Source organism: Streptosporangium sp. LJ11 (assembly GCF_051918945.1).
In the GTDB taxonomy this organism is placed as follows: Bacteria; Actinomycetota; Actinomycetes; order Streptosporangiales; family Streptosporangiaceae; genus Streptosporangium.
In genome coordinates, this window is record NZ_JBPXMB010000018.1 from 32,286 (window position 1) to 55,132 (window position 22,847).

The 22,847-nt window shown below is 67.3% G+C and carries 20 protein-coding genes and 3 pseudogenes; 9 read left to right on the forward strand and 14 right to left on the reverse strand.

What is annotated here, in order from left to right:
• Window positions 1-58 precede the first annotated feature (58 nt).
• Both ACTOQ3_RS25475 and ACTOQ3_RS25480 read right to left on the reverse strand, forming a co-directional pair.
• Window positions 59-547, reverse strand: coding sequence for a hypothetical protein (locus ACTOQ3_RS25475; protein ID WP_440085872.1), 489 nt, complete (start codon window positions 545-547; stop codon window positions 59-61).
• 1,272 nt (window positions 548-1,819) lie between these two features.
• Window positions 1,820-2,839: a methyltransferase gene (locus ACTOQ3_RS25480; RefSeq protein WP_440085873.1), complete on the reverse strand. Its 1,020-nt coding sequence runs from the start codon at window positions 2,837-2,839 to the stop codon at window positions 1,820-1,822.
• A gap of 487 nt (window positions 2,840-3,326) precedes the next feature.
• On the opposite strand from ACTOQ3_RS25480, the pseudogene ACTOQ3_RS25485 reads away from it, so the two are divergent.
• Window positions 3,327-3,488, forward strand: a pseudogene (locus ACTOQ3_RS25485) (IS701 family transposase); the annotation flags it as partial.
• A gap of 421 nt (window positions 3,489-3,909) precedes the next feature.
• On the opposite strand, the gene ACTOQ3_RS25490 reads toward ACTOQ3_RS25485, so the two are convergent.
• A complete protein-coding gene (locus tag ACTOQ3_RS25490; RefSeq protein ID WP_440085874.1) occupies window positions 3,910-6,744 on the reverse strand; it encodes a tetratricopeptide repeat protein in 2,835 nt (944 codons plus the stop codon).
• Between the two features lie 197 nt (window positions 6,745-6,941).
• On the opposite strand from ACTOQ3_RS25490, the gene ACTOQ3_RS25495 reads away from it, so the two are divergent.
• From ACTOQ3_RS25495 to ACTOQ3_RS25510, 4 genes and pseudogenes are all read left to right on the forward strand, one after another.
• Window positions 6,942-7,067 carry a hypothetical protein gene (locus ACTOQ3_RS25495; RefSeq protein WP_440085875.1) on the forward strand — a complete coding sequence of 42 codons (126 nt, stop codon included), beginning with the start codon at window positions 6,942-6,944 and terminating at the stop codon, window positions 7,065-7,067.
• Window positions 7,068-7,173: 106 nt separating this feature from the next.
• A pseudogene (locus ACTOQ3_RS25500) lies at window positions 7,174-7,636 on the forward strand (IS5 family transposase); the annotation flags it as partial.
• A 96-nt stretch (window positions 7,637-7,732) separates the two neighbouring features.
• A complete protein-coding gene (locus tag ACTOQ3_RS25505; protein WP_440085876.1) occupies window positions 7,733-8,140 on the forward strand; it encodes a YbaB/EbfC family nucleoid-associated protein in 408 nt (135 codons plus the stop codon).
• On the forward strand, window positions 8,137-8,508 hold the full coding sequence (locus ACTOQ3_RS25510) for a hypothetical protein (RefSeq protein WP_440085877.1): 372 nt from the start codon (window positions 8,137-8,139) through the stop codon (window positions 8,506-8,508). Before ACTOQ3_RS25505 ends, ACTOQ3_RS25510 begins: the two co-directional genes overlap by 4 nt.
• Here ACTOQ3_RS25510 and ACTOQ3_RS25515 read toward each other — a convergent pair.
• Complete coding sequence (locus ACTOQ3_RS25515; protein WP_440085878.1) at window positions 8,420-9,487, reverse strand: scabin-related ADP-ribosyltransferase; 1,068 nt, start codon at window positions 9,485-9,487, stop codon at window positions 8,420-8,422. The two genes, ACTOQ3_RS25510 and ACTOQ3_RS25515, sit on opposite strands and share 89 nt — an antisense overlap.
• A 6-nt stretch (window positions 9,488-9,493) precedes the next feature.
• On the reverse strand, window positions 9,494-10,033 hold the full coding sequence (locus ACTOQ3_RS25520) for a type VII secretion system-associated protein (RefSeq protein ID WP_440085880.1): 540 nt from the start codon (window positions 10,031-10,033) through the stop codon (window positions 9,494-9,496).
• Window positions 10,034-10,477: 444 nt separating this feature from the next.
• On the opposite strand from ACTOQ3_RS25520, the gene ACTOQ3_RS25525 reads away from it, so the two are divergent.
• Both ACTOQ3_RS25525 and ACTOQ3_RS25530 read left to right on the forward strand, forming a co-directional pair.
• Window positions 10,478-11,218 (forward strand): DUF6461 domain-containing protein, encoded by a 741-nt coding sequence (locus tag ACTOQ3_RS25525; protein ID WP_440085881.1) that lies wholly within the window; start codon window positions 10,478-10,480, stop codon window positions 11,216-11,218.
• 114 nt (window positions 11,219-11,332) lie between these two features.
• Window positions 11,333-11,755, forward strand: coding sequence for a DUF6924 domain-containing protein (locus ACTOQ3_RS25530; protein ID WP_440085882.1), 423 nt, complete (start codon window positions 11,333-11,335; stop codon window positions 11,753-11,755).
• Here the strand turns inward: ACTOQ3_RS25530 and istB are convergent.
• Both istB and ACTOQ3_RS25540 read right to left on the reverse strand, forming a co-directional pair.
• Window positions 11,640-12,641, reverse strand: coding sequence for an IS21-like element helper ATPase IstB (gene istB, locus ACTOQ3_RS25535; RefSeq protein ID WP_440085883.1), 1,002 nt, complete (start codon window positions 12,639-12,641; stop codon window positions 11,640-11,642). The two genes, ACTOQ3_RS25530 and istB, sit on opposite strands and share 116 nt — an antisense overlap.
• Entirely contained in the window at window positions 12,638-13,717 is a 1,080-nt protein-coding gene (locus ACTOQ3_RS25540) for a Mu transposase domain-containing protein (RefSeq protein WP_440085884.1), read from the reverse strand. The genes istB and ACTOQ3_RS25540 overlap by 4 nt, the downstream gene beginning before the upstream one ends.
• A gap of 121 nt (window positions 13,718-13,838) precedes the next feature.
• Here ACTOQ3_RS25540 and ACTOQ3_RS25545 point away from each other — a divergent pair, with 121 nt between their 5' ends.
• Entirely contained in the window at window positions 13,839-15,608 is a 1,770-nt protein-coding gene (locus ACTOQ3_RS25545) for a DUF4158 domain-containing protein (RefSeq protein WP_440085885.1), read from the forward strand.
• Window positions 15,530-15,904 (forward strand): cupin domain-containing protein, encoded by a 375-nt coding sequence (locus ACTOQ3_RS25550; RefSeq protein ID WP_440085886.1) that lies wholly within the window; start codon window positions 15,530-15,532, stop codon window positions 15,902-15,904. Before ACTOQ3_RS25545 ends, ACTOQ3_RS25550 begins: the two co-directional genes overlap by 79 nt.
• A gap of 348 nt (window positions 15,905-16,252) precedes the next feature.
• Here ACTOQ3_RS25550 and ACTOQ3_RS25555 read toward each other — a convergent pair whose 3' ends face one another.
• The 7 genes and pseudogenes from ACTOQ3_RS25555 to ACTOQ3_RS25585 form a co-directional block, all read right to left on the reverse strand.
• Window positions 16,253-17,785, reverse strand: coding sequence for an ISL3 family transposase (locus ACTOQ3_RS25555; RefSeq protein ID WP_440085887.1), 1,533 nt, complete (start codon window positions 17,783-17,785; stop codon window positions 16,253-16,255).
• Window positions 17,786-17,962: 177 nt separating this feature from the next.
• Entirely contained in the window at window positions 17,963-19,195 is a 1,233-nt protein-coding gene (locus ACTOQ3_RS25560) for an epoxide hydrolase family protein (protein ID WP_440085888.1), read from the reverse strand.
• A 136-nt stretch (window positions 19,196-19,331) separates the two neighbouring features.
• Window positions 19,332-19,790, reverse strand: a complete 459-nt coding sequence (locus tag ACTOQ3_RS25565) for a nuclear transport factor 2 family protein (protein WP_440085890.1) — start codon at window positions 19,788-19,790, stop codon at window positions 19,332-19,334.
• Between the two features lie 396 nt (window positions 19,791-20,186).
• Window positions 20,187-20,772, reverse strand: a pseudogene (locus tag ACTOQ3_RS25570) (transposase family protein); the annotation flags it as partial.
• 13 nt (window positions 20,773-20,785) lie between these two features.
• Window positions 20,786-21,010, reverse strand: a complete 225-nt coding sequence (locus tag ACTOQ3_RS25575) for a hypothetical protein (protein ID WP_440086073.1) — start codon at window positions 21,008-21,010, stop codon at window positions 20,786-20,788.
• Window positions 21,011-21,140: 130 nt separating this feature from the next.
• Window positions 21,141-21,341 carry a hypothetical protein gene (locus ACTOQ3_RS25580; RefSeq protein WP_440085891.1) on the reverse strand — a complete coding sequence of 67 codons (201 nt, stop codon included), beginning with the start codon at window positions 21,339-21,341 and terminating at the stop codon, window positions 21,141-21,143.
• 2 nt (window positions 21,342-21,343) lie between these two features.
• Window positions 21,344-21,922: a helix-turn-helix domain-containing protein gene (locus tag ACTOQ3_RS25585; protein WP_440085892.1), complete on the reverse strand. Its 579-nt coding sequence runs from the start codon at window positions 21,920-21,922 to the stop codon at window positions 21,344-21,346.
• Window positions 21,923-22,847: the final 925 nt, after the last annotated feature.

Genomic DNA, 22,847 nt, shown 5'->3' on the forward strand with positions numbered 1-22,847 from the left:
CCACCCGGCGTCGACCCAGTATCGCCATTCCGACAGCGTGCAGGTGGTGGCGTTGCCGTCAGACCTTGTACCGGTACTCGTAATACGGCCCTCCCAGGCCGCCGTTGTAGCCGTAGGCACGCAACTCCGGAGTGAGGGTGTCCACCATGGATCGATCATCGGGGTAGTAGCTCGCGATCGTCATGCCCATCAACGACGCGCTGTCACGAGCCTGCGGCAACAACACCCCCGAGCCGGGCTTGCCCGGAGAGGAGCGGGTGAACTTCTTATCGGGCACAACATCTTTGGCGTCAACCGACAACGCCCCCGCAGGCCTCTTCCCGCTCTTGGCGGTGTCATCGGGCGGGGAAGTCTCGGCCACTTTCGCCGTCGTCACCGTGGCCGCCGAATCGACCAGTGATGGAAAGCTTGCCGCTGAACCCGTCAACTGCTCAGGAGTGACCGGTTGGCCACCAACGAGCACGACCGGCCGCATCACAGTCGAAGCTGAAGCAGGAACTGCTTGAAACAGCAGCAGACCCGGCATCGCCGCGGCGATAACCGCCACCACCTGCCAGGCTCTACAGCCGACTGGACGCGGTCGCGACAGACTGCGGCGCATACGCCGTCACCCTCCGAACAAGTCAGCGCGAGAGCCAACCGCTCCCGCGTTACCCCAGCCCGCCACCAGGCCCGCAGCGGGGCCGGGGTCGACGGTTCGGAGCGCGCAACAAGCAAACGATCAGAAATTACCCATAGATCACTTAAGCGCGCAAGATCTCCATAAGGAGGAAATAAAGGCTGTAAAGCCACGTTTAACATGAAGTCATCCTGTATACGTACACGTCCGGCCTCTTTGGGTGACCGAACCTAAACACCTCAATGCGACACAGAGGAAGTGTGCGGTGACGTTCCGCTCAAACGGTCAGGTCTGCGGCCCGCCCGGGCGAGGCTGCTCCCGGGCCGCCTTCGCCGTCGCTCATTTCGTACGGGTCGCGGCATGTCCGGATGTGGACGCGGGTGAGGGTCTCGCGTGAGCCAATGCTCCCCGGATAAGTCGTCTTATCCGGGGAGTCTCGGTATGATCTCCCCGGATAACCACCGGGCAGGGGCCGGGCTAACGCCGGAAAAACTCCCCGGATAATAAGGAGAGGGGTCTGGTGGGTGACCGTGAGCGCCGACGATCCCGCACCCTCGCGCAGGACTGTCGGCCGCCGCGCGCCCACCCGTACCTGGCGCTCCCGAGACCGTCGATCTCCTCGGCGACCTCGTCGATGTCGGCGAGCCGACCGCGGAGTACTCCTACATCCGCACCGCCGACAAATGGCGCGACAACCCCATGCGAGGAATCGGCCTGTGACCCCGGTGCGCGTCCTTCGTGGGCCGCCGCGCGACAGGGCGCGATCCAGACTGGGCTGGCCCTCGGCGCCGGGATTGGCGCCGCGATCACGCTGATGCTGGCTTTTCGCCGTCAGCGCCACCAAGAATTGGCCACCCTCATCACCGCACACGACGCAACCGAACGCCAGGTAACCGAGCTGTACACCAAAGCTGTCGAGCAGCTCGGTAGCGACAAGGCTGCGGTCCGGCTAGGCGGGCTATATGCCCTGGAGCGTGTCGCCCAAGACAACCCCGGGTCGTGATCGCCGACGTTTCTCCAGGGTGCCACGAGCGTTGCAGGTGCGAGTCCGCAGCTCAGAAGCGGTCAGGATGACTCTAGCGGACGCAACACCTGTGGTGCACACAGCCAGATCCGCAGATCACTCGCTGGGCGGCCGTCCAAACTTGGGCGCCCAGGACTCGACGCCCGCTCCATTGCCGCATGGTGTCTACCACCGTTTCAGATCCTCCAGTCAGGGTCGGGAACACATTCGATGAGCTGGCACCGCCATCCGGCGGCGGTGATGGTTTCGATCGTGAAACCGGCGCGAGCCAGCAGGATGACCCATTCGTCTTCAGTGCGTTCGTTGCCGGTCAGCAACAGGCTGATGAACAGGTCATAGGTCTTGGTCCAGTGCGTGGCACCCGCCGCGGCGAGGACCTGCTCCGCAATCAGGAGCCTGCCCGTGGGAGGTAGGGCTTGCCGTACCCGCTGCAGGATGCGGACGGCGTGCGCGTCGTCCCAGTTGTGCAGGACCCGGGCCATGATGTAGACGTCACCTCCGGCGGGCACCTCCTGGAAGAAGTCGCACTCCTGGAGGTCGCAGCGATCGGCGATCTCCGCCTCGGCGAGGACGGGCCCGGCCTCGGCGAGGACGTGAGGCTGCTCGCACAAGGTCGCTTTCAAATGCGGGCTATCGGTGAGGAGAGCGGCCAGCAGCGAGCCGTTGCCACCGCCCACATCCACGACGCTCGCGGCTCCCGACCAGTCGCGCCGGAGCACGCCGTCAACGAACCCACTGCTGGTGGAAGCCATCGCCGCGTCGAACATCCGCCCGGCTTCGCGATCTTGAGCCAGGAGTTCGAAGAACGTCCGCCCGTGTGCGGCGCTGAACGCCGCCCCTGATGCCCCCGATGTCACGACGTCGTCGATGTGCTGGGCGGGGGTGAAAGCGTAGTCGCAGACGAAACGGATGTAGGGGGCGATGTTGCCCGGGACTGATTCGCGAAGAGCCGGAGTGAGCGCGGTGGCCGCGAAGACGTTTCCCGGCTGCTCCTGAAGGATTCCCGCCGACGATAGACAGCGGAGCAGTCGCACTGTCGCGCAGACGTCGAGCCCGCATTGGCTAGCGATCGTCTCGGCGCTCACCGCCCCGTCGGCGAACCGTTCGGGGATGCCGAGTTTGATGGCGGTGTTCATGCTCTGCGCCCTGACAAATCCTAAAAGGATGTCCATGACCTGGGCGGCTTGCTGCTCCATTGCTCCACCTATCGTGAGGAGTTCAGCGGGACTGCCGGGGGTACCGTCGATCACCGCGCTCTGATCGACGCGGCCGGCATCGATTCGCGCGGGTCGTGATCGACGGATGGCTGCCGGGATCGAGCACTACAGTCGGCCTTAGCTCAAGCCGCTGCGGGGGGTAAGCCACGCGTGGCTACGACCCCGCTGTCTCGGGGCTCTTCTCGTCGGCTTTCCGACGATAGGCATTCGGACGAAGTCGCGGGAACACCACAATGCGCCGAGCGCGAGCGGTCCGCCTGACCCCATAGACGGTCCCCATGAAAGACGCAAAGACTTATAGCGTGCGTCGCTTTATTAAATTTTACATCGTTTGTTTGTTGTACATGATGCGATTAGACTTGTTTGTTGCCTATGAGTATGGAAAATCTGCCAGTGACGGGTACTACATTCGTAGATCTTGATTCGTTTGGCTCGCTACGGTACGTAGTTGGTCCATCGTCGGTGTGTGACGTGTGCTCTGACCTACGATCGCGTCGTGTCCTGGGATACGGAACTGACCGCGCTGACCACGCGCATCGCCGGCCCCCTGTTCACCCGGCCTGAACCACGCGAGGCCTTCGCCGACCTGGTGTGCGCCCTGCTGGCCGACGTGCCACACAAGAACTCCTGCTACCAGCTCAGTGGATAACGACGTCCCGAAGCGCGGAGAACCCGGGACGGAACTCAGTGGATAAGAAGGCGTGATGCTGTTCGGGGGTGCCTGTCACGTCCGCAGTGGTCCCGGAACCGTCCCGTATGGGGGCTCAGTAGCAATGGAGCAGAATCCAACGGTGTTGCTGCTGACCTGCGGGAACTCCTTGAGAAACACGATCACGGGACGGCGGGTCCAGCTTCCATCCACGCAGGTCAGACCCATATCCGTTGGATTTTCCGCGATTGCTACTGGGACCCCCTCACCTACCGAGGTTGCCGACCTGGTCGACCGTGCCCTGGACTACTGACGACGAGACGATGGGAACGGTTGCGTTGAGCCGGCGATCGATACGGAGCTCAAGAACACCGTGTGATCGCCTCCGCTGCCTGGCCGTCTATACGAGTCCCGCCTGCTCCTGCCAGTACGCCAGGTGGCCTCGGGTGGTCAGGGTGTTGGGGTGGTCGGGGCCCAGTACCCGCAGGTGGTCGGTGAGGAGGTCTTCGAATGCGGCGGCCGCGCCTGCCGCATCCCCAGCCTGCCCCCGCCAGCGCGCCAGGTGGCCTCGGGTGGTCAGGGTGTTGGGGTGGTCGGGGCCCAGTACCCGCAGGCGGTCGGTGAGGAGGTCTTCGAATGCGGCGGCCGCGCCTGCCGCATCCCCAGCCTGCCCCCGCCAGTACGCCAGATTACCTCGGGTGGTCAGGGTGTTGGGGTGGTCGGGGCCCAGTACCCGCAGGCGGTCGGTGAGGAGGTCTTCGAATGCGGCGGCCGCGCCTGCCGCATCCCCAGCCTGCCCCCGCCAGCGCGCCAGATTGCCTCGGGTGGCCAGGGTGTCGGGGTGGTCGGGGCCCAATACCCGCAGGTGGTCGGTGAGGAGGTCTTCGGTTGCGGCGGCCGCGCCTGCCGCATCCCCAGCCTGCCCCCGCCAGTACGCCAGATTGCCTCGGGTGGTCAGGGTGTTGGGGTGGTCGGGGCCTAGAACCCGCAGGTGGTCGGTGAGGAGGTCTTCGGTTGCGGCGGCCGCGCCTGCCACATCCCCGGCATCTCCCCGCCAGCGCGCCAGGTTGTTGCGGATGGTCAGGGTGTTGGGGTGGTCGGGGCCCAATACCCGCAGGTGGTCGGTGAGGAGGTCTTCGGTTGCGGCGGCCGCGCCTGCCACATCCCCGGCATCTCCCCGCCAGCGCGCCAGGTTGTTGCGGATGGTCAGGGTGTTGGGGTGGTCGGGGCCCAATACCCGCAGGTGGTCGGTGAGGAGGTCTTCGGTTGCGGCGGCCGCGCCTGCCACATCCCCAGCCTGCCCCCGCCAGTACGCCAGGTTGTTGCGGGTGTTCAGGGTGTTGGGGTGGTCGGGGCCCAATACCCGCAGGTGGTCGGTGAGGAGGTCTTTGAACGCGGTGGCTGCGCCTGCCGCATCCCCGGCCTGCCCCCGCCAGTACGCCAGGTTGTTGCGGGTGTTCAGGGTGTCGGGGTGGTCGGGGCCGAAAAGCTGGATGGCGGTGGCATGCAGCCGGGTGTATTCGGCGACGGCTGCGTGAACCTGTCCACTGTCGCCGACGCTGCTCGCGGCGCGAAACAGGATCGGGTGTGCCTCATCGTTCCATTCCCATAGGGCGGTGCCGGTGAGGGTGCCCAAAGTGGTGGTGTTGACGCACAAGACAGGCCCGGCCTGATCACGTTCGACATCCGGCCAGACCTCCAGCAAGGCATCGGCGGCGATACGCGCGACGGCGGCCACCTGGGCACTGGAGAAGGTATCGCGGGTGGCGCGCTGGATGAGCTGGTGGACCCGCACCTCCTGAAAAGATGCGGTGGGGTCGTGGTCGATAAGGCTGAAGCGGTGCAACACCCGCAGCCCGTCGCGGGCGTCGGCAGCCAACACCTCCCTCGTGGCCCGTGGACGTCGTTGGGTTGCCAGGTAGGCCAGCACCGGGGTGCTGGTCAGTGCGGCCTGCGGGATGCCGTTCGGATCCAGCAGAGCTGCTACCTGCAGCAGGGGCCGGGCCAGTCCGGCGGGCCGGGCACGGTCGGCGCGGTCGATCGATAACGACCAGGCCGCGGCCACGATCGCGGGGTGGTCATCGGGCAGAGCGCCCTGCTCGGGGACCACCTCGGCCAGGGTGCGGCGCCGATCGGCCAGCCGCTCCCGATAGCCGGCGCAATCCAGGCCCGCGTCGACCAGGTAGGCGGCCGCCTGCGCCAGCGCCAGCGGCAGATATCCCAGGTCGGCGGCGAGCGCGTCGATCTCGGTGTCGCTGTCGATGCGGTCGTGAACGGCGAGCTTGGCGCTCAGGTAGGCGCGTGCCTCAGCCTTGGCGAACACCCCCACCTCCACCTCCCGGCGGCCTTGGGCGGTCAGGGCCGCGTCCCGGCGTCGGGTGGTGACCACCACGCGCCCAGCTGCGCCCGAGGGCCACAGCTCCCGCACGTCGGCGGGGTCCTGCACATCGTCGAGCACCACCAGCCACGCCGCCGGCGTGGTCTGGGCCCAGGTGAGAAACCGCCTGGCGGCCCGTTCGACGTCACCGGGGTCAGTGGGCAGACCGAGCTCAGTGGCGGCCTGGGCGTAGCCGGCCAGGATCTGCAAATGGGAGGTCGCGCTCACCCATACCAACACCTCCACCTCCTGTCGCTGCCACGTCCGGCGGGCGTAGGCGGCGGCGAGCTGGGTCTTGCCGATCCCGCCCATCCCGGCCAGCACCTGCGAGACCACCACCGTCCCACCGCCGGCGGCGGCCTCGGTGAGCCGGTCGGCGATCTCGCGGGTCTGGAAGCAGTCCGCGGCCCGGGGCACCACCCCCACCCAGCACCGCACCGGCTCGCTCTCCACCTTCTGCACGGTGGGGGCCGGCGGGTGAGGAGTGGGGGGACGCCCACCACGCCCACGGCCCTGGCGGCGCTCGGCCCGCGCCCGCTGTCGAAGCTCCTCCCACCACGCGTCAGGCGGCGCACCATAAGTGGGGGATTTCTGCCGGGCGCGGCCGCGCAGGAAGACGATCAGCCAGTCGGCGACCTTCCGGTCAGATGGGACGTTGCGGCCGTTGCGCCAATCACTCCACGACGTGGACGTCACCTTCAACGGCGGCCGCTGCGCGGCCGCCTGCCGCTGGATCATCGCGCCGTCCGGTGCGCCGGCGGCTTGGTGCAACGCCCGGAGCGCGGCGGCGTACCGGCCGGTCGCATCCACCGCACCGGCTGCCCCTGTCGCGTCCGTTGAATCGCTGGAGCCGCTCACCCTGCTACCTCTCGTACATCCGGATCCGGATCGAAACCATCCGGAAAAGCCACCCATCACCCCATTCCCCGAGGTCTCCCACCCTGCCCGCCCCACCGCGCCGATGCGAGCGGATCCGGAAAACCCTCCGAAGAGGCTTGATGAGGGCACCGTCCCGGGCGAGCAGCGCCTGGGGCACGCGGTAAGGAGAACCGCCCATGATCGACCGCCCGTTCCTGCGCCGCCTGACCCGCGCCGCCCTGGCCGCCGCGGTACGCAGCGCCGCCGCAGCCGTCGCCTCGGCCCCCATCGCGCTGACCATCTGGTGGATCACCCACCGCTAACCCGACCGCCGCATCCCGTCCGCCCCGGTCCTGGCCTCCGCCCTAAAGCGGAGGCCAGGACACACTTCGGGTAGCTGTCTGGCGTCGTTGGGGGCGAGTTACTCGACGGTTAGTGTCTGCTGGTTCAGGTCGAGGAGGACGGGCCGGCAGCAAGCACCACCTGATCACCGACGCCACCGGCATCCCGCTCGCCGTCATCTTGACCGGCGGCAATCGCGGGCGATGTCACTCAGTTGATCCCGCTGCTGCAGGCCATCCCGCTGGTGCGTGGCAAGCGTGGTCGGCCTCGCCGACGGCCCGATGTCGTCCTGGCCGACCGCGGTTACGACCACGACAAGTACCGCAAGCAGGTATGCGCCCTGGGCATCCGCCCGCTGATCGCCCGACGCGGTACCGAGCACGGCTCTGGCCTGGGGAAACAGCGCTGGGTCGTGGAACAGGCCTTCGCCTTGCTGCACCACTTCCGCCGGTTGCGCATCCGCTGGGAAGTCCGCGACGACATCCACGAAGCCTTCCTCAGCCTCGGCTGCGCACTGATCTGCTGGCGCCGCCTCAGCTCATTGTGTTAGCAGCTCTAACTCCCGTACCAATCCTCCTCACAGGCCCTCACGAACCGTTCACCCCGATGACACTTCGCCGTAGGCCGCCGTCCCTACCCTCGACCCGTGGCCGTGAATTTCGAGGATTTCGATCGGTTCCTGGACGAGGCCAGGCGCGGGCTCGACGCGTTGGGAAAGGAGCCGCCGCCGAAGGAGGAACCGCGCGGCGGCGAGGGGCGGGCCGCGGACGGGCGGGTGTCGGCGACGGTCTCCCCGCAGTGCCGGCTCACGTCGCTGAAGGTCGATCCGCGCATTATGCGGATGGGCTCACGCGAGCTGTGCGACCTGATCATGGTCGCCGTCAACGCCGCGCTGGACGACCTGCGCGCGAACATCGAGGCCGGACACGAACACGTCGACGTGGCGGCACTGGCCCGAGCGCTGGAGGGCGTCCAGGACGCGTCCATGAGGAAGATGAACGCCCTCACACACGAGATCGGCGATCTCGCCCGCCGGATCGAGAACCGCGGATGAAACCCCTGGACGTCCACCCCTCCAGCCTTCGGACGGCCTCCGGCGGGCTGGGGGAGGTGCGAGACGATCTCGCCGCACGCGCTCACGACGTCGGCGGCTCGCCGGCCATGTTCGGCACCGGGCCCATCGGCGGTCTGGTCGGCGGGCTCTTCGGGCAGACGGTCGAGGCGATGCTGGAGTCGCTGGAGTCGGTCGTGGCCGACCTGGGGGACGCCGAGCAGGCGCTGGGCCGGATGGACGTCGGGTACCGCCGGGCCGAGCAGCTCGGCGAGGAGGCCGTCAGCCAGGCCGTGCGCGAGGATTGTCCAGCCACTCGCCCACCGTCATCTCCCCCTGGCGGGACATCTGGTACGGCCGGGCCCGCGTGATGTGATCGGGGGCGACGCCACCGGGAAAGACGACCTCGTCGTAACTGGAGTTCGGCAGCCGGATGCCGGTGCCGCCGGGCGTGCTGACCTCGTACACCCAGCCCTGTGACCCGTACTCGTGCCACCACCGGTGGATGTCGCGGTTGTAGCTGGTGCCGACGAAGGCGGAACTCCTGGCCCGCTCGTCCAAGAAGGCGACGTAGCCGTTCAGGTCGGTGTTGGCGGGATTCCTCGGCTGCAGCCCCTGGGAGAAGATCTCGTCGGGGTGACGGGTGTCGGACCGGTAGAGGGGACGGTCGTCTGTGCGCCAGACCGGCCGCGTACCGGGGAGGAGGGAGTCGCGAAAGCGCGGCCGGGGCCGGATCGCGGAGACGTCGACGTGGCGGTTGGCGGCGACCTTGAGGGGGTCCCAGTCCGCCGGGCGGCCACGCAGGCGGCCGACGCCGCCGCGCAGGAGCATGACCGCCCGCTTGAGCGGGTCGACCACGCCGCGCGAGAAAAAGCGGGCGACCTCCTCCAGCAGCCGGCGCAGGGCGGCGCGGGTCGCGGCCGTACGCGCGGCGACGGCCACCAGCGAGGCCGCCGGGGACATCACCGCCGTGGCCATGGCGCGGGTGACGGCGATCAGCAGCGCGACGAGCTGGGCGATCACCCCGAGCTTCCACAGCAGCACGATCGAGGCCGCGCTCAGCAGGGCCAGGCCGACCAGCTCCAGGGCGTCGGCCAGCCGGTTCAGCCGGTCGGCCGGCGCGCTTCGCCGCGCCCACGAGCGGTAGGCGTCCACGCCGTCGCCGGAGTTGCGCTCCCACACCTGGCTGTGATGAGCCTCGGTGTCCTGCGCGGAGCGCCTCAGCCGCACCGAGAGCATCACATAGCGTGTACCCTGCGCACGGATCGCGTCTTCGTCGGAGTCCGGCCAGACGACCAAGCCGGTCCAGGCGAGCGGGACGGCCAGCTCCTGCGGCAGCTGAAGGGACATGGCCGGTCAGCGGCCGCGCGGTCGGGGGACACGGATGCCCGCGCGCCCCTGTGCGTTGAGCGCGAGATCGACGCCCTCGGGCATGAAGCCCACCAGGTCGACGCCGCGCAGCACCCGCCGGCCCGACACCCCGGCGGGAAGGTCCTTCGGCAGATGGGCCCAAGAGGTGTAGGCCATGACGACTTTCGTGTCGTACACCGGGATCCTCCCGTCGGGGCCCGTGTCCACGAAGACCTCCGACTCCAGCAGGAGCGCCATGAGGTCTTCGCCGTCCGAATAGCCGGTCACCGCCAGCTGGACGGCGGCGTCGAGCGGGTCGGACGGCTCCCCGAAGCCCAGCGACACCGGCGAGGGCCGGTAGCCGGGGTTGGGGGTGAACTCCTCGCTCACCTCGCCGCGCTCGTCGATTCGCCACGCGCCGATCACCCCGTACGGGGGGACAGCGCCGTCCGGGTCGAAGAACGGGTCGACGGCGTACAGCCACCGACCGGGCGTCGAACGCGCCTGGGCACGCATGGGGCCGGTGAGCGGGGGAGGCGCGGACACGATCGGCAGCCTACTTGATCGTTACTTCCCGCTGCGGCGGATGTTCGGCCCGCCACCAGCCGTTCGGCTGCAGGTCACTCACCGCTCACCTTGACGTCTCCCCGTGGGTGGCCGGCGCAAGGACGACTGGCTATGAAGGTGGATCCGAGAGCCACGTGTCGGTCGGTTTGAGAGCCATTTGCTGATCAACTGCCTTGGAGTGTTAGTGAAAAAGAGAGCCATGCCGTGGGTCCGGGACATGGCTCTTGTGACGCTGTGTGAGTGTGGTCATGGGCTCGGTACTGGTGGAGTCACCTATTCGACTATCGCGAGTTCTCGATGCCGAGGGCCGTGGTAGTGACTTTCCGTGATGTCGGCGGCAACAACCGAGCTCTCGGGCAGCAGGTGCGCGCGGAAGGGCAAAGTGGGCCTGACTATGTCGGTAGGGCCTGCCAAGATCGCGACATGACAATCGATGCGCTGACGCCGTTCCGCTGGCTGCAACCGCCGTACGGCGATCGGGGCGACCTGCTCGGCGAGATCTATTGCGTGACCTTGGTGCGTGGGCTCGACCCGGCCGAGGTGCTGCGCCGGTTCGGCGCTCGCACGAGCACGCAGATGAACTTCGCCGAGCTGAAGCTGGCAGTCTCCGACTTCACGATGATGACCAAGGGTGGTGAGGGAGGTGGTTATGTCGGAGTGGTCGCAACCGGCGATGGGTGCGCGGCGGTGGAGCCGTGCGGCTGGTCGGGGACGGACAACCCGACGCTGGAGCGTCTGTCGGCCGACACCGACGTGGTGTCCGTCCTGCGGCATGACTATGCCTGCGACTACTTTCATTACGCCGCGGACGGCATGGTGCTCACGGCTTTCGACCCGACTTTTCCCGAGCGTCGCTCCGGTGCCGACACCGACCGGCTGGCCGGCCTCATGCGCGAGTTCGGTTTGCCTCTCGCGGAGGGCTCAGATGAGGACTGGGATCAACGCTACGACGACCTGTCCGGACATGGCGCGCGGATGTTTGCGATGGCGGCCCGCCTCACCGGCGTGACGTTCACCGCCGATCTGCTGGACGGACCGTTTTTGGTGGGCGCGATCGCCGACCTGCCACCGTCACAAGAGCCTCAGCCCGGGAAGAGCCTCGGCGCTATACTCGAGCAACTGAAAGCGGCAGGCGGCCCTGAGTCTGATCATGGCGCTGCTTAACCCCCATGGGCCTGCGGTACTGATTGGTGTGCTCGCCTATTCCAACCGCCACTACGGACACTAGGGTCGTCGGTGAGCTTGCGGAGCCACTGGCATCGCCTCGAAGATCGTCAGATGGACATGTTGCCCAAAGTCGACGCCCTGCTCGTGGTGTGTACCGACTTCTCTGACCAGGAACGATGGCAGGCCGTACGAAACACGCTCGGCGACATCGACAAGGACGGCTGGGCAAAGGAGTTCTCGGGCCAGGTGAAGGTCGTCGAGGACCCCGCCTATCAAGGCTTCACTGCGCAGCAGATCCTCGCCCTGCTTCCGGACGGCTACCAGGACCCGATCCTCGTCATCGCCGACAAGGTCACCGTCGATTCGCAGGAGATGCCGTTCCTGGTCATCGAGCTGGAATTCACATGGGAGATGCGCGTCATCCCCTCCGAGATCCCCGGGATTCACGCCAACCTCTCCATCGGCAACATGGACTTCGGCGAGTTCGCCGAGAGCGCCGACGCAGACGGCGTCTTCCGCGGGTTCCACGACTGAACCGCCACGCCTCCGGCGAGCACGGAACGTCACCAGTAGGGCCCAGGGGAACGACAACTCGCGACAGTTGAATACGCGACCCCACCAGTACCGAGCACGGGTCAGCTGGCTTGTTCGGCTCTGGCTCGGGTCTGGGCAAGGCGGTAGGAGTCGGTGCCGGTCTCGAGGATGTTGCCGGCGAAGGAAGCCGGTCGACGATCGCAGCGCAGAGGCGCGGGTCGGTGAAGGTGCGGGTCCAGCCGGAGAAGGACTCGTTGCTGGCGATGGCGACGCTGTTCTTCTCTTCGCGTTCGGTGAGGACCTGGAAGAGGAGCTCGGCGCCGTGCCGGTCGAGTTCCATGTAGCCGAGTTCGTCAATACAGAGCAGGTCGACGCGTCCGTAGCGGGCGACGGTCTTGGCGAGGACCTTCTCGTCGGCGGCCTCGACGAGTTCGTTCACGAGCTTGGTGGCGAGGGTGTAGCGGACCCGGTAGCCCTTCATCGCCGCCTCGGTCCCGAGGGCGATGAGCAGGTGGGACTTGCCGGTGCCGGAGTCGCCGATCAGGCAGAGGGGCTGGCCCTTTTTCACCCATTCGCAAGTGGCGAGCGTGTGGATGGTAGCGGGGTCAATGTTGGGGTTGGCGTCGAAGTCGAAGGCGCGCAGAGACTTGTCGCGGGGGAACTGGGCCGCCTTGATACGACGTTCGGAGCGGCGACGAGCACGGTCATCACATTCGGTTAGCAAGAGCTCGGCGAGGAATCCCAGGTAGGACATCTGCTCGCGGGTCGCCTGCTCGGCCAGTTCGGGGAAAGCGGTGCGGATGCTGGGCAGGCGGAGCATCCGGCAGGCCTGGTCGATGGAGGCCTGGGCGGCCTGTTCGGTCATGCCGCGGTGGGGGACGCTCATGGTGTTTCTCCTTGGGCTGGGCGCTCGCCGGGTGGCCGGGCGCGTTTGAGGAGCTGGTCATAGGCCGTCACCGAGGGCAGCGGCCGGGTGTCGCGGGGAAGCTGGGCCAGGCGCCGTTCAGTCAGGAACGTCACCGTTGCCTCGTGGTTGTCGTGCTGGGCAGGTTCAGGAGCAGCTTGTTCGTCTTCCTCAGCGGCTTTGCGGGCCTCCAGAGCGACCGCATCCGCGGTGAGGGCGCCGACCCGCAGCGCGGCGGCCAGGCCGGTAACCAGATGCTCGGTAGGAATGTGACGGGCCAGGAGCAGCACTTCGATCAGCGCGCGGGTGCCGTCGCGGTCGCCGTGGGCTTTGCAGGCCGCCGCCCACCAAGTGTCGTGAACCGGGGTGAACCTGCCCGCGGCCCGCGCCTGTTCCAGAGCGGTCGCGCCCGGCAGCGCGCCGGGCTTGCGGATCAGGACCTCCAGATAGTGGTCCAGTTCCAGGCGCCGGCCGCCCTTGGCGAACAACCGATCGTGCTCGGCGACGACCTGCTGTCCGTCATAGACGATCAGGCGGGAGGCGCGCAGCATCACCCGCAGCTGGCGGCCAATGAACCGGGCTGGGACCGAGTACCGGTTCGTCCGGACGGTGATCTGGCTGTAGCGATCGACCCGGACCGGGAGCAGCAGCCCAGTCTCGAACGGCTCCTGCGAGACCATCCGCAGCAGCGGCCGCTCGATCGCGAAGTACTCGCCAACCGTCCTGGCCCGCGCCCCGATCCGCCGTCCCTCGTCGGCCTCGTCCCAACAGTCGATCATCTCGTTCAGCTCATCCAGCGAGCCGACCTCTGGAATCGGGACCAGGTGGTTGCGGCGGAACCAGCCGATGTCGCCCTCGACCCCGCCCTTCTCGTGGGCGCCCTTGATCCCCGGCTGGCAGTAGAACGCCTCGACCCCGTAGTGCTCTCGAAACGCCGTCCAGCGGGCGGACTCCGTCCGGGCCCGGGTGAACCCCAGCACCGCGGAGACCGCAGCCTTGAGGTTGTCGTAGCGGACCTTGCCCGTCGGGACTCCTCTAATATGGGGTCCCCGTAGCAAACAGCGGAAATCCAACGGATATGAGTCTGACCTGCGGTTACTCGGGTTTCCGGGACGGTTGTTGATCTCCTCAACTACGGTTCGTCATGGTTCGTGTGTTCCGTGACGTACGGGGTGGTTGATGTCGACGCGGTTCCTGTCGGATGAGCAGTTGGAGCGTCTGCGGTCGTTCCCGGACATCGGACGCGAGGAGCTGAACAAGTACTTCACGTTGACGCCGCGCGAGCATGGGTTCCTGGACGCGCCAGGCCGGGGTCCGGAGGCTCGGCTGGGGCTGGCCGTTCAGCTGTGCACGCTGCCGTGGCTCGGTTACATCCCCGACGACCTCCTGGGGATCCCGCAGGCGGCGCTGCTGCGGCTGGCGGGCCAGATGGCGGTGTTTCCCGGGATGCTTGAGCAGTACGACCGGGTGACGCGGAAGCGGCCCCAGACCCGCAGCGATCATCTGAAGGCGGTTCTGAAATACCTGACGTGGAAGAACCCGAAGCCGGGCAGCATCCAGTGGAAGGAGCTGGAGCAGTTCCTTCTGGATCGGGCGATGGAGCACGACACCCCGAGCCTGCTGTTCCAGCAGGCGGTGGAGCACCTGCAGTCCGCCCAGGTCGTGCGGCCCGGAGCGGTCACGCTGATGGAGCTGGTGACCACGGCCCGCGCGGCGGCGGGGAAGCTGACCACCCAGAAGGTCGGGCATCTGCTCACCGGGTCGATGCGGGCCGGCCTGGACCGGCTGCTGGTGGAGGATTCGGAGATCGGGACGTCCCGGTTGCGGTGGCTGACGACGCCCGCGGTCGAGGCGAGTGTCCCGGTGATCGGGGTGTCGCTCGACAAGCTGCTGTACCTGCGGGCGATGAACGCCCACCAGCTGGACCTGTCAATGCTGCCCCGGGAGCGGCGCCGGTTCCTGGCCACGGTGGCTCGCCGATCCACGGTGCAGGGCCTGGAGCGCCGGGAGGAGCGCCGCTACCCGATCCTGCTTTCGCTGGTCGCCCAATCCGCGGTCGATCAGCTGGACGAGGTCATCGCCTTGTTCGACCAGGCGGTGTCGGCGCGCGAGTCCCACGCGAAGGCCAAGACCGACGAGGCCCTGGCGGAGCGGGCCAAGAAGGGAGAGGCCCGCCAGTTGCTGATGGATGTGATCCTGCCGGTGCTGAACGACCCGGGCATCCCGGACGAGGAGGTCGGCGGGCTGCTGCGGGGCCAGATCGGACTCGACAAGCTCCGCGAGGTCGCCTCGTTGTCGTGGAAACCGTTGCCCCGCGACCACGGACGGCTGGCGGCGCTGGAGGCCTCCTATACCTACCTGCGCCGCTTCACCCCCAGAGTGCTGTCGGTGATCGACTTCCAGGGCGGGCCCGGCGCCCAGGATCTGATGACCGCGTTGCAGATGCTGAAGGACCTGAACCGCACCCACGGGCGCAAGGTCCCGGCTGAGGCACCAACGTCGTTCGTGTCGGCCCGGTACGCCGACTATCTGGCCAAGGCCCGCAAGGCCGGTGATGACACTGCGTTCCGCCACTACTGGGAGCTGTGCGTGGTGCTGGCCCTGCGGGACGGGCTCCGCTCCGGAGACGTGTTCGTGCCCGGCTCGCGCCGGTACGCCGACCCGGGCACCTACCTGTTCACCCCGGAGCAGTGGGAGGGCAAGCGGGCGGAGTTCTGCCAGCTGGTCCGCAAGCCCGCCGCCGCCTCTGATTTCCCTCGCCGCCGCCGGTCCCGCAGGACCGCCAGTTCGTTCTTGGACAGCACCTGCGCCTATCCATCCTCACATCCGCAGAGGAGACGGACGGGCGTCATGACCTGTCCGAGATCACTTTGCCCGGCGGGGCCGGAACGCCGCTGCACCTGCACACCGGCTATGAGGAGCGGATCTGGGTCATCGACGGCTCCCTGACGGTGTGGGCGGGCCCGGAGACCTTCACGCTACGTTCGGGTGACTTCTACGCCATCCCGATGAACACCCCGCACACGCTCAAGGCCGGCGCCGACGGCGCGCGCACGCTCAACATCACCTCGCCCGGCAAGTTCGCCGAGCTCATTCGCCGGACGGGCACGCCCGCGCATCTGGCCACGCCTGAGACCGACTGGGACATGGGCCTGTTCCAGGCGGTCACCGAGGAGTTCGGCGACATCGTCCTCGGCCCGCCCGGTGCCACTCCGGCCGACCTTGAGCGCCCCGCCCCGCAGTAGCACGTGTGGTTCGGCGCCGCCCTCCCAGCGCCCCTGATACCGGCAGGCAGCACCCGCGCGGCGATGACCAGGGTGAGCGCACCGGTGGGGAGGTTGACCAGGAACGCCCACCGCCAGCGCGGCTGGTCGGTGAAGACGCCTTCGAGCAGGGGCCGACGGTGCCGGCCACGCCGTACACGGACTCGAACATGCCCTGGCAGCGGCCGCGATCACTGGGCACGACGATGTCGCCGACCAGGGCGAAGGTCAAGACGATCATGCCGCCTGCGCCCCGCTCCCTGCGGGACTGTACGGTTTTCGGCTCTGTCCCATAATCGGCTCTGTCTCTCTTTCGGTGGTGACGGAGCGTTAGGCCAAGAGGATGCGGTGGCGGAGTAGTGCGAAGCCGGCTCTGCCGTGCATCTGGCGCATGATGCGCTTGGTCTTGGTGTTCACGCCTTCGGTGCCGCCGTTGTGGTGGGGCATGGTGACGGCCGTATGGACGGCGTCGCGGTCTTGGTCGAGGCCGCGGGTGAAGGAGTGCAGGTGGGGTAGGTCGGTGGCGCGGACGGTGGTGATCCACTCGTTGAGGCGGTCGGCATTGTCCTTGCGCGGTCGGAGCAGGTCGGCGAAGGCGCGCACCAGCCCGGCCAAGTCGGTCATTTCGGGGCAGGTGGCGGTGAGCTCGTCACGCAGGTTCTGCCGCTTGACGGTGGGGTTACCGGGCCGGGTGAGCAGGAGCCGGGCCAGGTGGCGCGGTGAGATGGGCGGGCGGTCGCCTTCGACGCGGCCCTGGGTGATGTAGCGATACAGGAGGTTGAAGCTGCCCGGGTAGCCGAGGGTCTTGATCTCGTTGAACAGGTGCAGGACGGGGACGGCGGGGTCGTCGGCGTGGCGGCGCCGCAGGTGGTCACGGTAGGGGTCGACCAGGGTGGGCCGGTACTGCGGGGCGCGTCGCAGCCGTCCGGGCTCGGGCACGCGCGCGTAGCGCTTGACGGTGTTGAGCGACAGGTTCAAGCGGCGCGCGCACTCCAGCAGACCGACGTTCTTGCCGAGCAGGTCGTGGACCTGATGCCAGCGCTGCAGGGTGCTTTGTGCTCGGGGGCCGTCCTGCGGGGGCGGGCCGGCCTTGGCCCAGCAGGCGCTGTGCGCGGCGACCTCTTTCATGACGACCTGGCCGAGGCCGTGCCACAAGTGCCACCGATCACCGGCCTGGATCGCTTGCGGGAGGGCGCGGCGGATTGCCTCGGCGTAGGTGCCGGAGCCGTCTCGGCACACGACCTGCACTCCGGGATGGGTGCGCAGCCAAGCCTCGAGGGTGTTGGCGGTGCGGTCGGGCAAGACGTCGATGCGCTGGCGGGTCTCGGCGTTGATGAGCACGGTGGCGTAGCGATGGCGTCGGCGCAGGGCGAAGTCGTCCACTCCCAAGACGCGGGGCACTTGAAGCTGCGGCAGGGGCAGCCGCAGCAGGATGCGCAAGGCGGTATGCCGCGACAGGGGCATGGCCAGGGCGGATAAGACTCGTGTGCCGGCACGTCCGGCCAATTCGCGAACCACAGCGCCGATGTGGCCGCTCAGGCGGGGAGTGCGCCGCTGGTAGCGTTCCAGCACGCCGGGGAGTTGTTCGCGGAAGGTTTGACGGCAGCCTCGCGTCGGGCATATCAGGCGGCGGATCCGCACCGCCACGAATACGCGGCGTGCGTCGACCGGGACATCAGCCACGTTCCGCTCGTGATAGCCGTGCACGCGTGTGGTCTCGGCACCGCAGCCAGGGCAGGCGACAGGGCCGTCCGGGGTTCGCGCCCGTACCCGAATCCGTTCGCGCTCGTCCGCCACGTTCTCCACGACCAGCGGCGATAACCCCGCGAACACCACACTCACCAGCTCATCGACATCACGCATGACTCACTGTGACGCGTCAGGGCGCTCCGTCACCACCGAAAGAGAGACGGAGCCGAAAACCGTACAGTCCCGACGGCATCGCGTGTGGGGTTGAGCGGCGTCGGGAGGAGAGCCGCCGGTGGATGGCAGTGGGCCTCCTGCTCCGGGATCGGAGCAGGAGGCCCACCGGCTACATGGTCAGCGCAGCTTTCGGAAGGTCTCCCGGACGTCGTTGGTGAAGGCTTCGGGGTTCTCGTAGTGGACGAAGTGGCCGCCCTTCATGTGGGCGTTGACGTTGATCACGTTGAAGGAGCTGCGCGTGGGGCCGTTCTCAAAGGCGGCGATACGCCCTTCGACGGTGTTGACGCCGGGCGGGTAGGCGTCGCCGAGGAGGAAGGTGAAGCCGGCCGGCGGCTCGACGACGGGCTGGCGGCTGTGGGAGGGCACCCACGGGTAGCGCGCCGCGTTGCGGTACATGCGGATGGAGGAGCCGATGGCTTGGTTCACCCAGAAGGTGGTGGCCTCGGTGAGGATGAAGTCGCGGGGGAAGTTCTTGTCGAAGTCACCCCTCTTATCGCTCCACTTCTTCCACCGCCGCAGGAGCCAGGCGAGCATGCCGATGGGGGAGTCGTTCAGACCGTGGGTGAGGGTCGATGCGTCGAGCATGTGGACCGCGACGTGGGAGACGTAGGTGCTGACGAGGTTTTCCAGGCCCGCCCGCAGCTCCGGCGTGGCGTCCTCGGGAATCTTGGCGCCGTCGGTCAGGTCCCAGAACCGCTCGTTCGTGAACTGGCCCGGAGGCATGTCGTGACCGTAGTGCAGGCCGATGATGCTGTCGGCGTACTTGTGGCCGAGCGCGCTGGTGACAAGGGCGCCGTAGTCGGAGCCCGCCGCGGCGTACTTCTCGTAGCCCAGTACCTCGGTCATGAGCTTGTGAATGATGTCGGCGATCTTCCAGTAGTTCAGGTCGCCCCTGCCGACGGGGGTGGACCAGGCGAATCCGGGCAGGTCGGGGATGATGACGTCGAAGGAGTCGGCCGGGTCACCGCCGTAGGCGGCGGGGTCCGTCAGCGGGCCGATGAGTGGGAGGCTGAACCCGCTGGACCACGGCCAGCCGGAATGAATGGCGAGCGGGATCGGGTTCGGGCCCTTGCCGCGCACGTAGTAGAAGTGCACGGGCGTACCGTCGATCTCGACCTTGTACTGGTCGTAGGTGTTCAGCCGCTTCTCCTGCGCACGCCAGTCGAAGCCGTCCGCCCAGTACTCCACGAGCGGCTTGAGGTAGGCGGTGCTGATCCCGTAGTACTCCTCCTCATTGTCCAGGTCGTCGAAGAAGCGGGTCTTCTTCAGACGGTCCTTGAGGTCGTCCAGAGCCTCCTGGGGGACATCGATCTTGTACGGTTCCAGCGCGCTGGGCTTGTTGTTGCTCACGGCAAGGCTGCTTTCGCGTAGTGGTGGAAGAGAAGTTGCTGTCTGGCAGGCGGGCGCCGCCGCCTGCCGATGTTCTGATCGCACCGTGGTCGGGTGTGACCGGCCGCCGGGCGAGGTGAGGAGGCTGCAGGTAGCGTCAGTTGGTGAAGTCCAGGCGGACCCGGGTCTGCTTGAGCTCGGCGATGTACCATGAACCGTTCGTCTTGACGAAGTGTGCGTGGTAGTGGCCGAAGCCGTGCATGCCCCTGAAAGGGATGTCCTCGGACACGTCGGCGTCCTTGGGACGGGTGATGATGTCCTCCATTGCCCATACGCCGTGGGCGGCGGTCGCCGAGTCGACGTCGATCTCGTCGGAGAACAGGTGGTGGACCAAGGTGACGCCGGGGCCGCCGCTGGCGCCGACCGTGGCGGCGATCCCTTCCCGGCCCTCCATGTGCAACCAAACCGATCCGTCCGGCTTGTGCGGGGTGAACGTGCCGTCTGGCGTGAACAGATTCGCCAGGTCCTGCCAGCGTTGATGATCCGCGTAGCGGACGTAGCGAGCCATCAGGCGACGAAGATCTTCAGTAATGCTCAGACGCTCAATGGCATCCATAATCGATCACCCCTATACCAGTGATGTGGACGGACATCCCGCCGGTGCTCGCTTCGGCCACCCGGGCCCCGTCAAGCGGGCTGCTCTCTGTCTCACAGACGACGTACGCGCTCCCGCCACACGGCAACGGGCCTACGCAGATCTCCTGCACCGTCAGTCCGCCTCCAAGTCGACACGCGTCCCGGTGAGGATTGGCGATCAAACCTGCTCGGTGATGTGGGCATCACCGGAAAGGCTTGCGAACTTCGGTTCTGGACTTCACGGTCCATTTATCATGCGGCATCACAGAGTGGACTAGCAAGTCCAAAAAATTGTGACGTCGTTCACTCAAGCCGACATCGACCATCCTCGCCGGGCCGGGCATGGGAAGGACCAGGGTGAGTCATTGAGCCCTTTTCATCCTGAGTAACGGCGCTCTTCGACGAGTTGCAGCACGAGGATCGCCTGCACGAGCGCGGTCGCGCGATGTGGACAGCAGCGCAGCTTGGTCAGTACCTTCCAGGCTTTCAACATCGCGACAGCACGCTCACCGATGGCCCGGATGCGGGCGTGGGAGCGGTTGACGTCCCTCTGCGCTCGAGACAGCCAGGGGCGATGGCGATGCCGCTTGAACGGCGTCCGTATCGTGCCGCCCGCCCCCTGATAGCCCTTATTTTGGCCAAAGTCTTCACACCGGCGCCGACCAAGGCGTCGATCAGGCCCACCGTCCGGTCCGTGGTCACATCGTGGACGGTGCCCGGCAGAGCAGGCGAGGCTCACACCAGCCGGCCCATGGGATCGGCCAGTATCTGCACGTTCATCCCGCGTGCTTATGTTTCCCGCTGTAATGCGGCCGCTCATCGGCGACGCGGTCGATGGGAATGAGCGTGCCGTCCACGATGGCGTAGGCCAATCGGGCTGCACACTCGACGGCGGCGTGCACGTCATCGGCCAAAGCGGCCAGGAGATCGACGCTTTCGCGGATGTAGCGCCAGGCCGTACTAATGCTTCGTTCCTCAAAGCAGGTAGATAAACCGACGCCAACGGCGGCGAGGTTCAGGAGCCGGACGGCCCCAGATCCAGGGGCGAGCGCGGGTGTTGAACTGGGCGGTTGCAACGGTGGTGGCGTAGGTGATCTCGCCGGGGTCGGCGAAGGTCTGCCCAGCCAGGGCCTGACGGCGGAAGATGCGCCACCAGGCTTCTTGCAGGTTGAGCCAGCAGGCGCCCTTGGGGATGAACACCTGCTGGATGCGCGGATGGTCAATGAGTCATTCTCGGGTGGAGACGCTGTTATGGCTGGAGGAGGTTGTCGGTGATCACCGCGATCGTTCCGGTCGGGTTGGCCTGCTCCAGCAGCGTCAGAAAGCGCTGTCAGCCGGCGCTGTTGCGCGAGGCGGCGCACATGGTGACCGCTTGGCCGTCAGCGATGCGAAGGCCGCCGTAGACCCAGATCTTCTCCGGTCCCCGGCTGTATTCCACAGCGGCTTTGATTCTCCGGCCGTCGGCGCTCCAGCCGGGCGCGGCCTCGAAAGTGCGGGAAAGGATGAGGCCGAGTTCGTCGGCGGCCACCACGGTCACTCCCGGTGGCGGGCCGGTGTAGAGGGCAACGATGCGGGTTCTTTTGGGGCGAAGTCCGGGTCGTGGCTGGTGGCCCAGGAGCGGGTGCGGCGCCAGCGCACCCCATCGGCCAACAAAATTCGCCGCACCTGCGAGCGCGCCACTTTGATGCCCAGCCCTTGGGCGGCTTCGGTCAGCGTGTCCAGTGTCCAGTTGCCCGGTCCGTCCTCCTGGTCCGCGGCCAGCTCACCGGTTGCCTGATCGCGCAGCGGCCGGCCCGGAGGCCGGCTGCGGGCCAGCGCGATGATCTGTGAGCGCTCGGCTTCGCTGATCCGCCGTTTACGGCCGACACCAGACCGATCTCCCAGCCCATCGAGACCTTCGGCGTTGAAACGTGCCAGTCGGTAGCGCACCGTCTTCTCACTGCAACCGATGCTGCGGGCGATCTGCGGCACCCGCAGCCGCTCCCAGCTCAAAGAGATGATCTGCGCTCTGCGGATCCAGTCGGCCGGGGCATGTCGTGCACCGGCCAGCTTGCGGACCTTCCGTTCCTCCACCATGTCCTTCGGCGCCCGCGCGAACAGGAGCTTCGGCACTGCCTCACCGCCCATCAACGACCCGCTGGGCCCTGATCGTACGTCTAATCTTGTCGCTCAAAAAGGAACGGAGCACTAGTGCACCCAGTCGGGCACGGGATCGTCAGTGGGCGGGCCGGGAAGCTCGGGTGAGGTCATAGGTCCATGCTCACCCGGCCTGCTGATCGACCGCAGGCAGACACGGCTTGTCGTTTCTGGCGAGCACTTCACCCAGCCGGGGACGGCTATCGCCGCCACACGTTGACCTTCTCGGTCACCAACAGCAGTGCCCCGTCCGGACCTTTCACGTACGAGGGGGCCCAAGTCTGCCGGCGCAGTGACTGGTCCGGTCCGTGTGCCTGATTCCTCCAGTGCCCCGACACGACCCACCGGTGCCGGTATCGGCGCCCCAGAGCCTCGTCGTCCTGCTTCCGGTCGATCGGCACGTACCGATGACGCAGATCCACCACCGTCATCTCAGGGTTCTCCCGGCCGGCCCGTCCGTAGGCGCGGCGCGATCTTCCGCCCGGCGGCGCTCATGCCCGCCGCCGGACGGGCATGAGGCTCGGCGTGATGTACCGGATAACGTGCCCGAGTCGCGCACCGTCCCCGGAGACGGATCGCCTGATCGGCGGGCGGCCGTGATCGCTTATGTACGCGATAATAGGCTGTTATCGCGTACATCTTCGCGGTCCATGCCAGCGATGTCAGCGCCGACAGTCCGGACATGGGGCGGAGCCCTCCCCGGGTGGTCCGCCCGCAATGCGAGTGACATGTGCGAGCGGCCCGTAGTCAGCTACGCCACCGGTGGGGTACCCCGCGATCACGTTCGCTCGGACGACGCCGCCCCGCCGGGCATCCCTGCCGTCGATCTGCTGCAATGGGCTGCAGCTCTTCAAGGCGACGCTGAGTCTGATGACGTCCGCTCCGGCGAGGCGTTTCCGGG

Bases quoted from the DNA above. Each gene is read 5' to 3' on its own strand.
- ACTOQ3_RS25480 (WP_440085873.1), bottom strand. From the start codon at position 2,839: ATGGAGCAGCAAGCCGCCCAGGTCATGGACATCCTTTTAGGATTTGTC.
- ACTOQ3_RS25495 (WP_440085875.1), top strand. From the start codon at position 6,942: ATGATCGACCGCCCGTTCCTGCGCCGCCTGACCCGCGCCGCCCTGGCC.
- ACTOQ3_RS25510 (WP_440085877.1), top strand. From the start codon at position 8,137: ATGAAACCCCTGGACGTCCACCCCTCCAGCCTTCGGACGGCCTCCGGC.
- ACTOQ3_RS25515 (WP_440085878.1), bottom strand. From the start codon at position 9,487: ATGTCCCTTCAGCTGCCGCAGGAGCTGGCCGTCCCGCTCGCCTGGACC.
- ACTOQ3_RS25525 (WP_440085881.1), top strand. From the start codon at position 10,478: ATGACAATCGATGCGCTGACGCCGTTCCGCTGGCTGCAACCGCCGTAC.
- ACTOQ3_RS25530 (WP_440085882.1), top strand. From the start codon at position 11,333: ATGGACATGTTGCCCAAAGTCGACGCCCTGCTCGTGGTGTGTACCGAC.
- istB (WP_440085883.1), bottom strand. From the start codon at position 12,641: ATGAGCGTCCCCCACCGCGGCATGACCGAACAGGCCGCCCAGGCCTCC.
- ACTOQ3_RS25545 (WP_440085885.1), top strand. From the start codon at position 13,839: ATGTCGACGCGGTTCCTGTCGGATGAGCAGTTGGAGCGTCTGCGGTCG.
- ACTOQ3_RS25555 (WP_440085887.1), bottom strand. From the start codon at position 17,785: ATGCGTGATGTCGATGAGCTGGTGAGTGTGGTGTTCGCGGGGTTATCG.
- ACTOQ3_RS25565 (WP_440085890.1), bottom strand. From the start codon at position 19,790: ATGGATGCCATTGAGCGTCTGAGCATTACTGAAGATCTTCGTCGCCTG.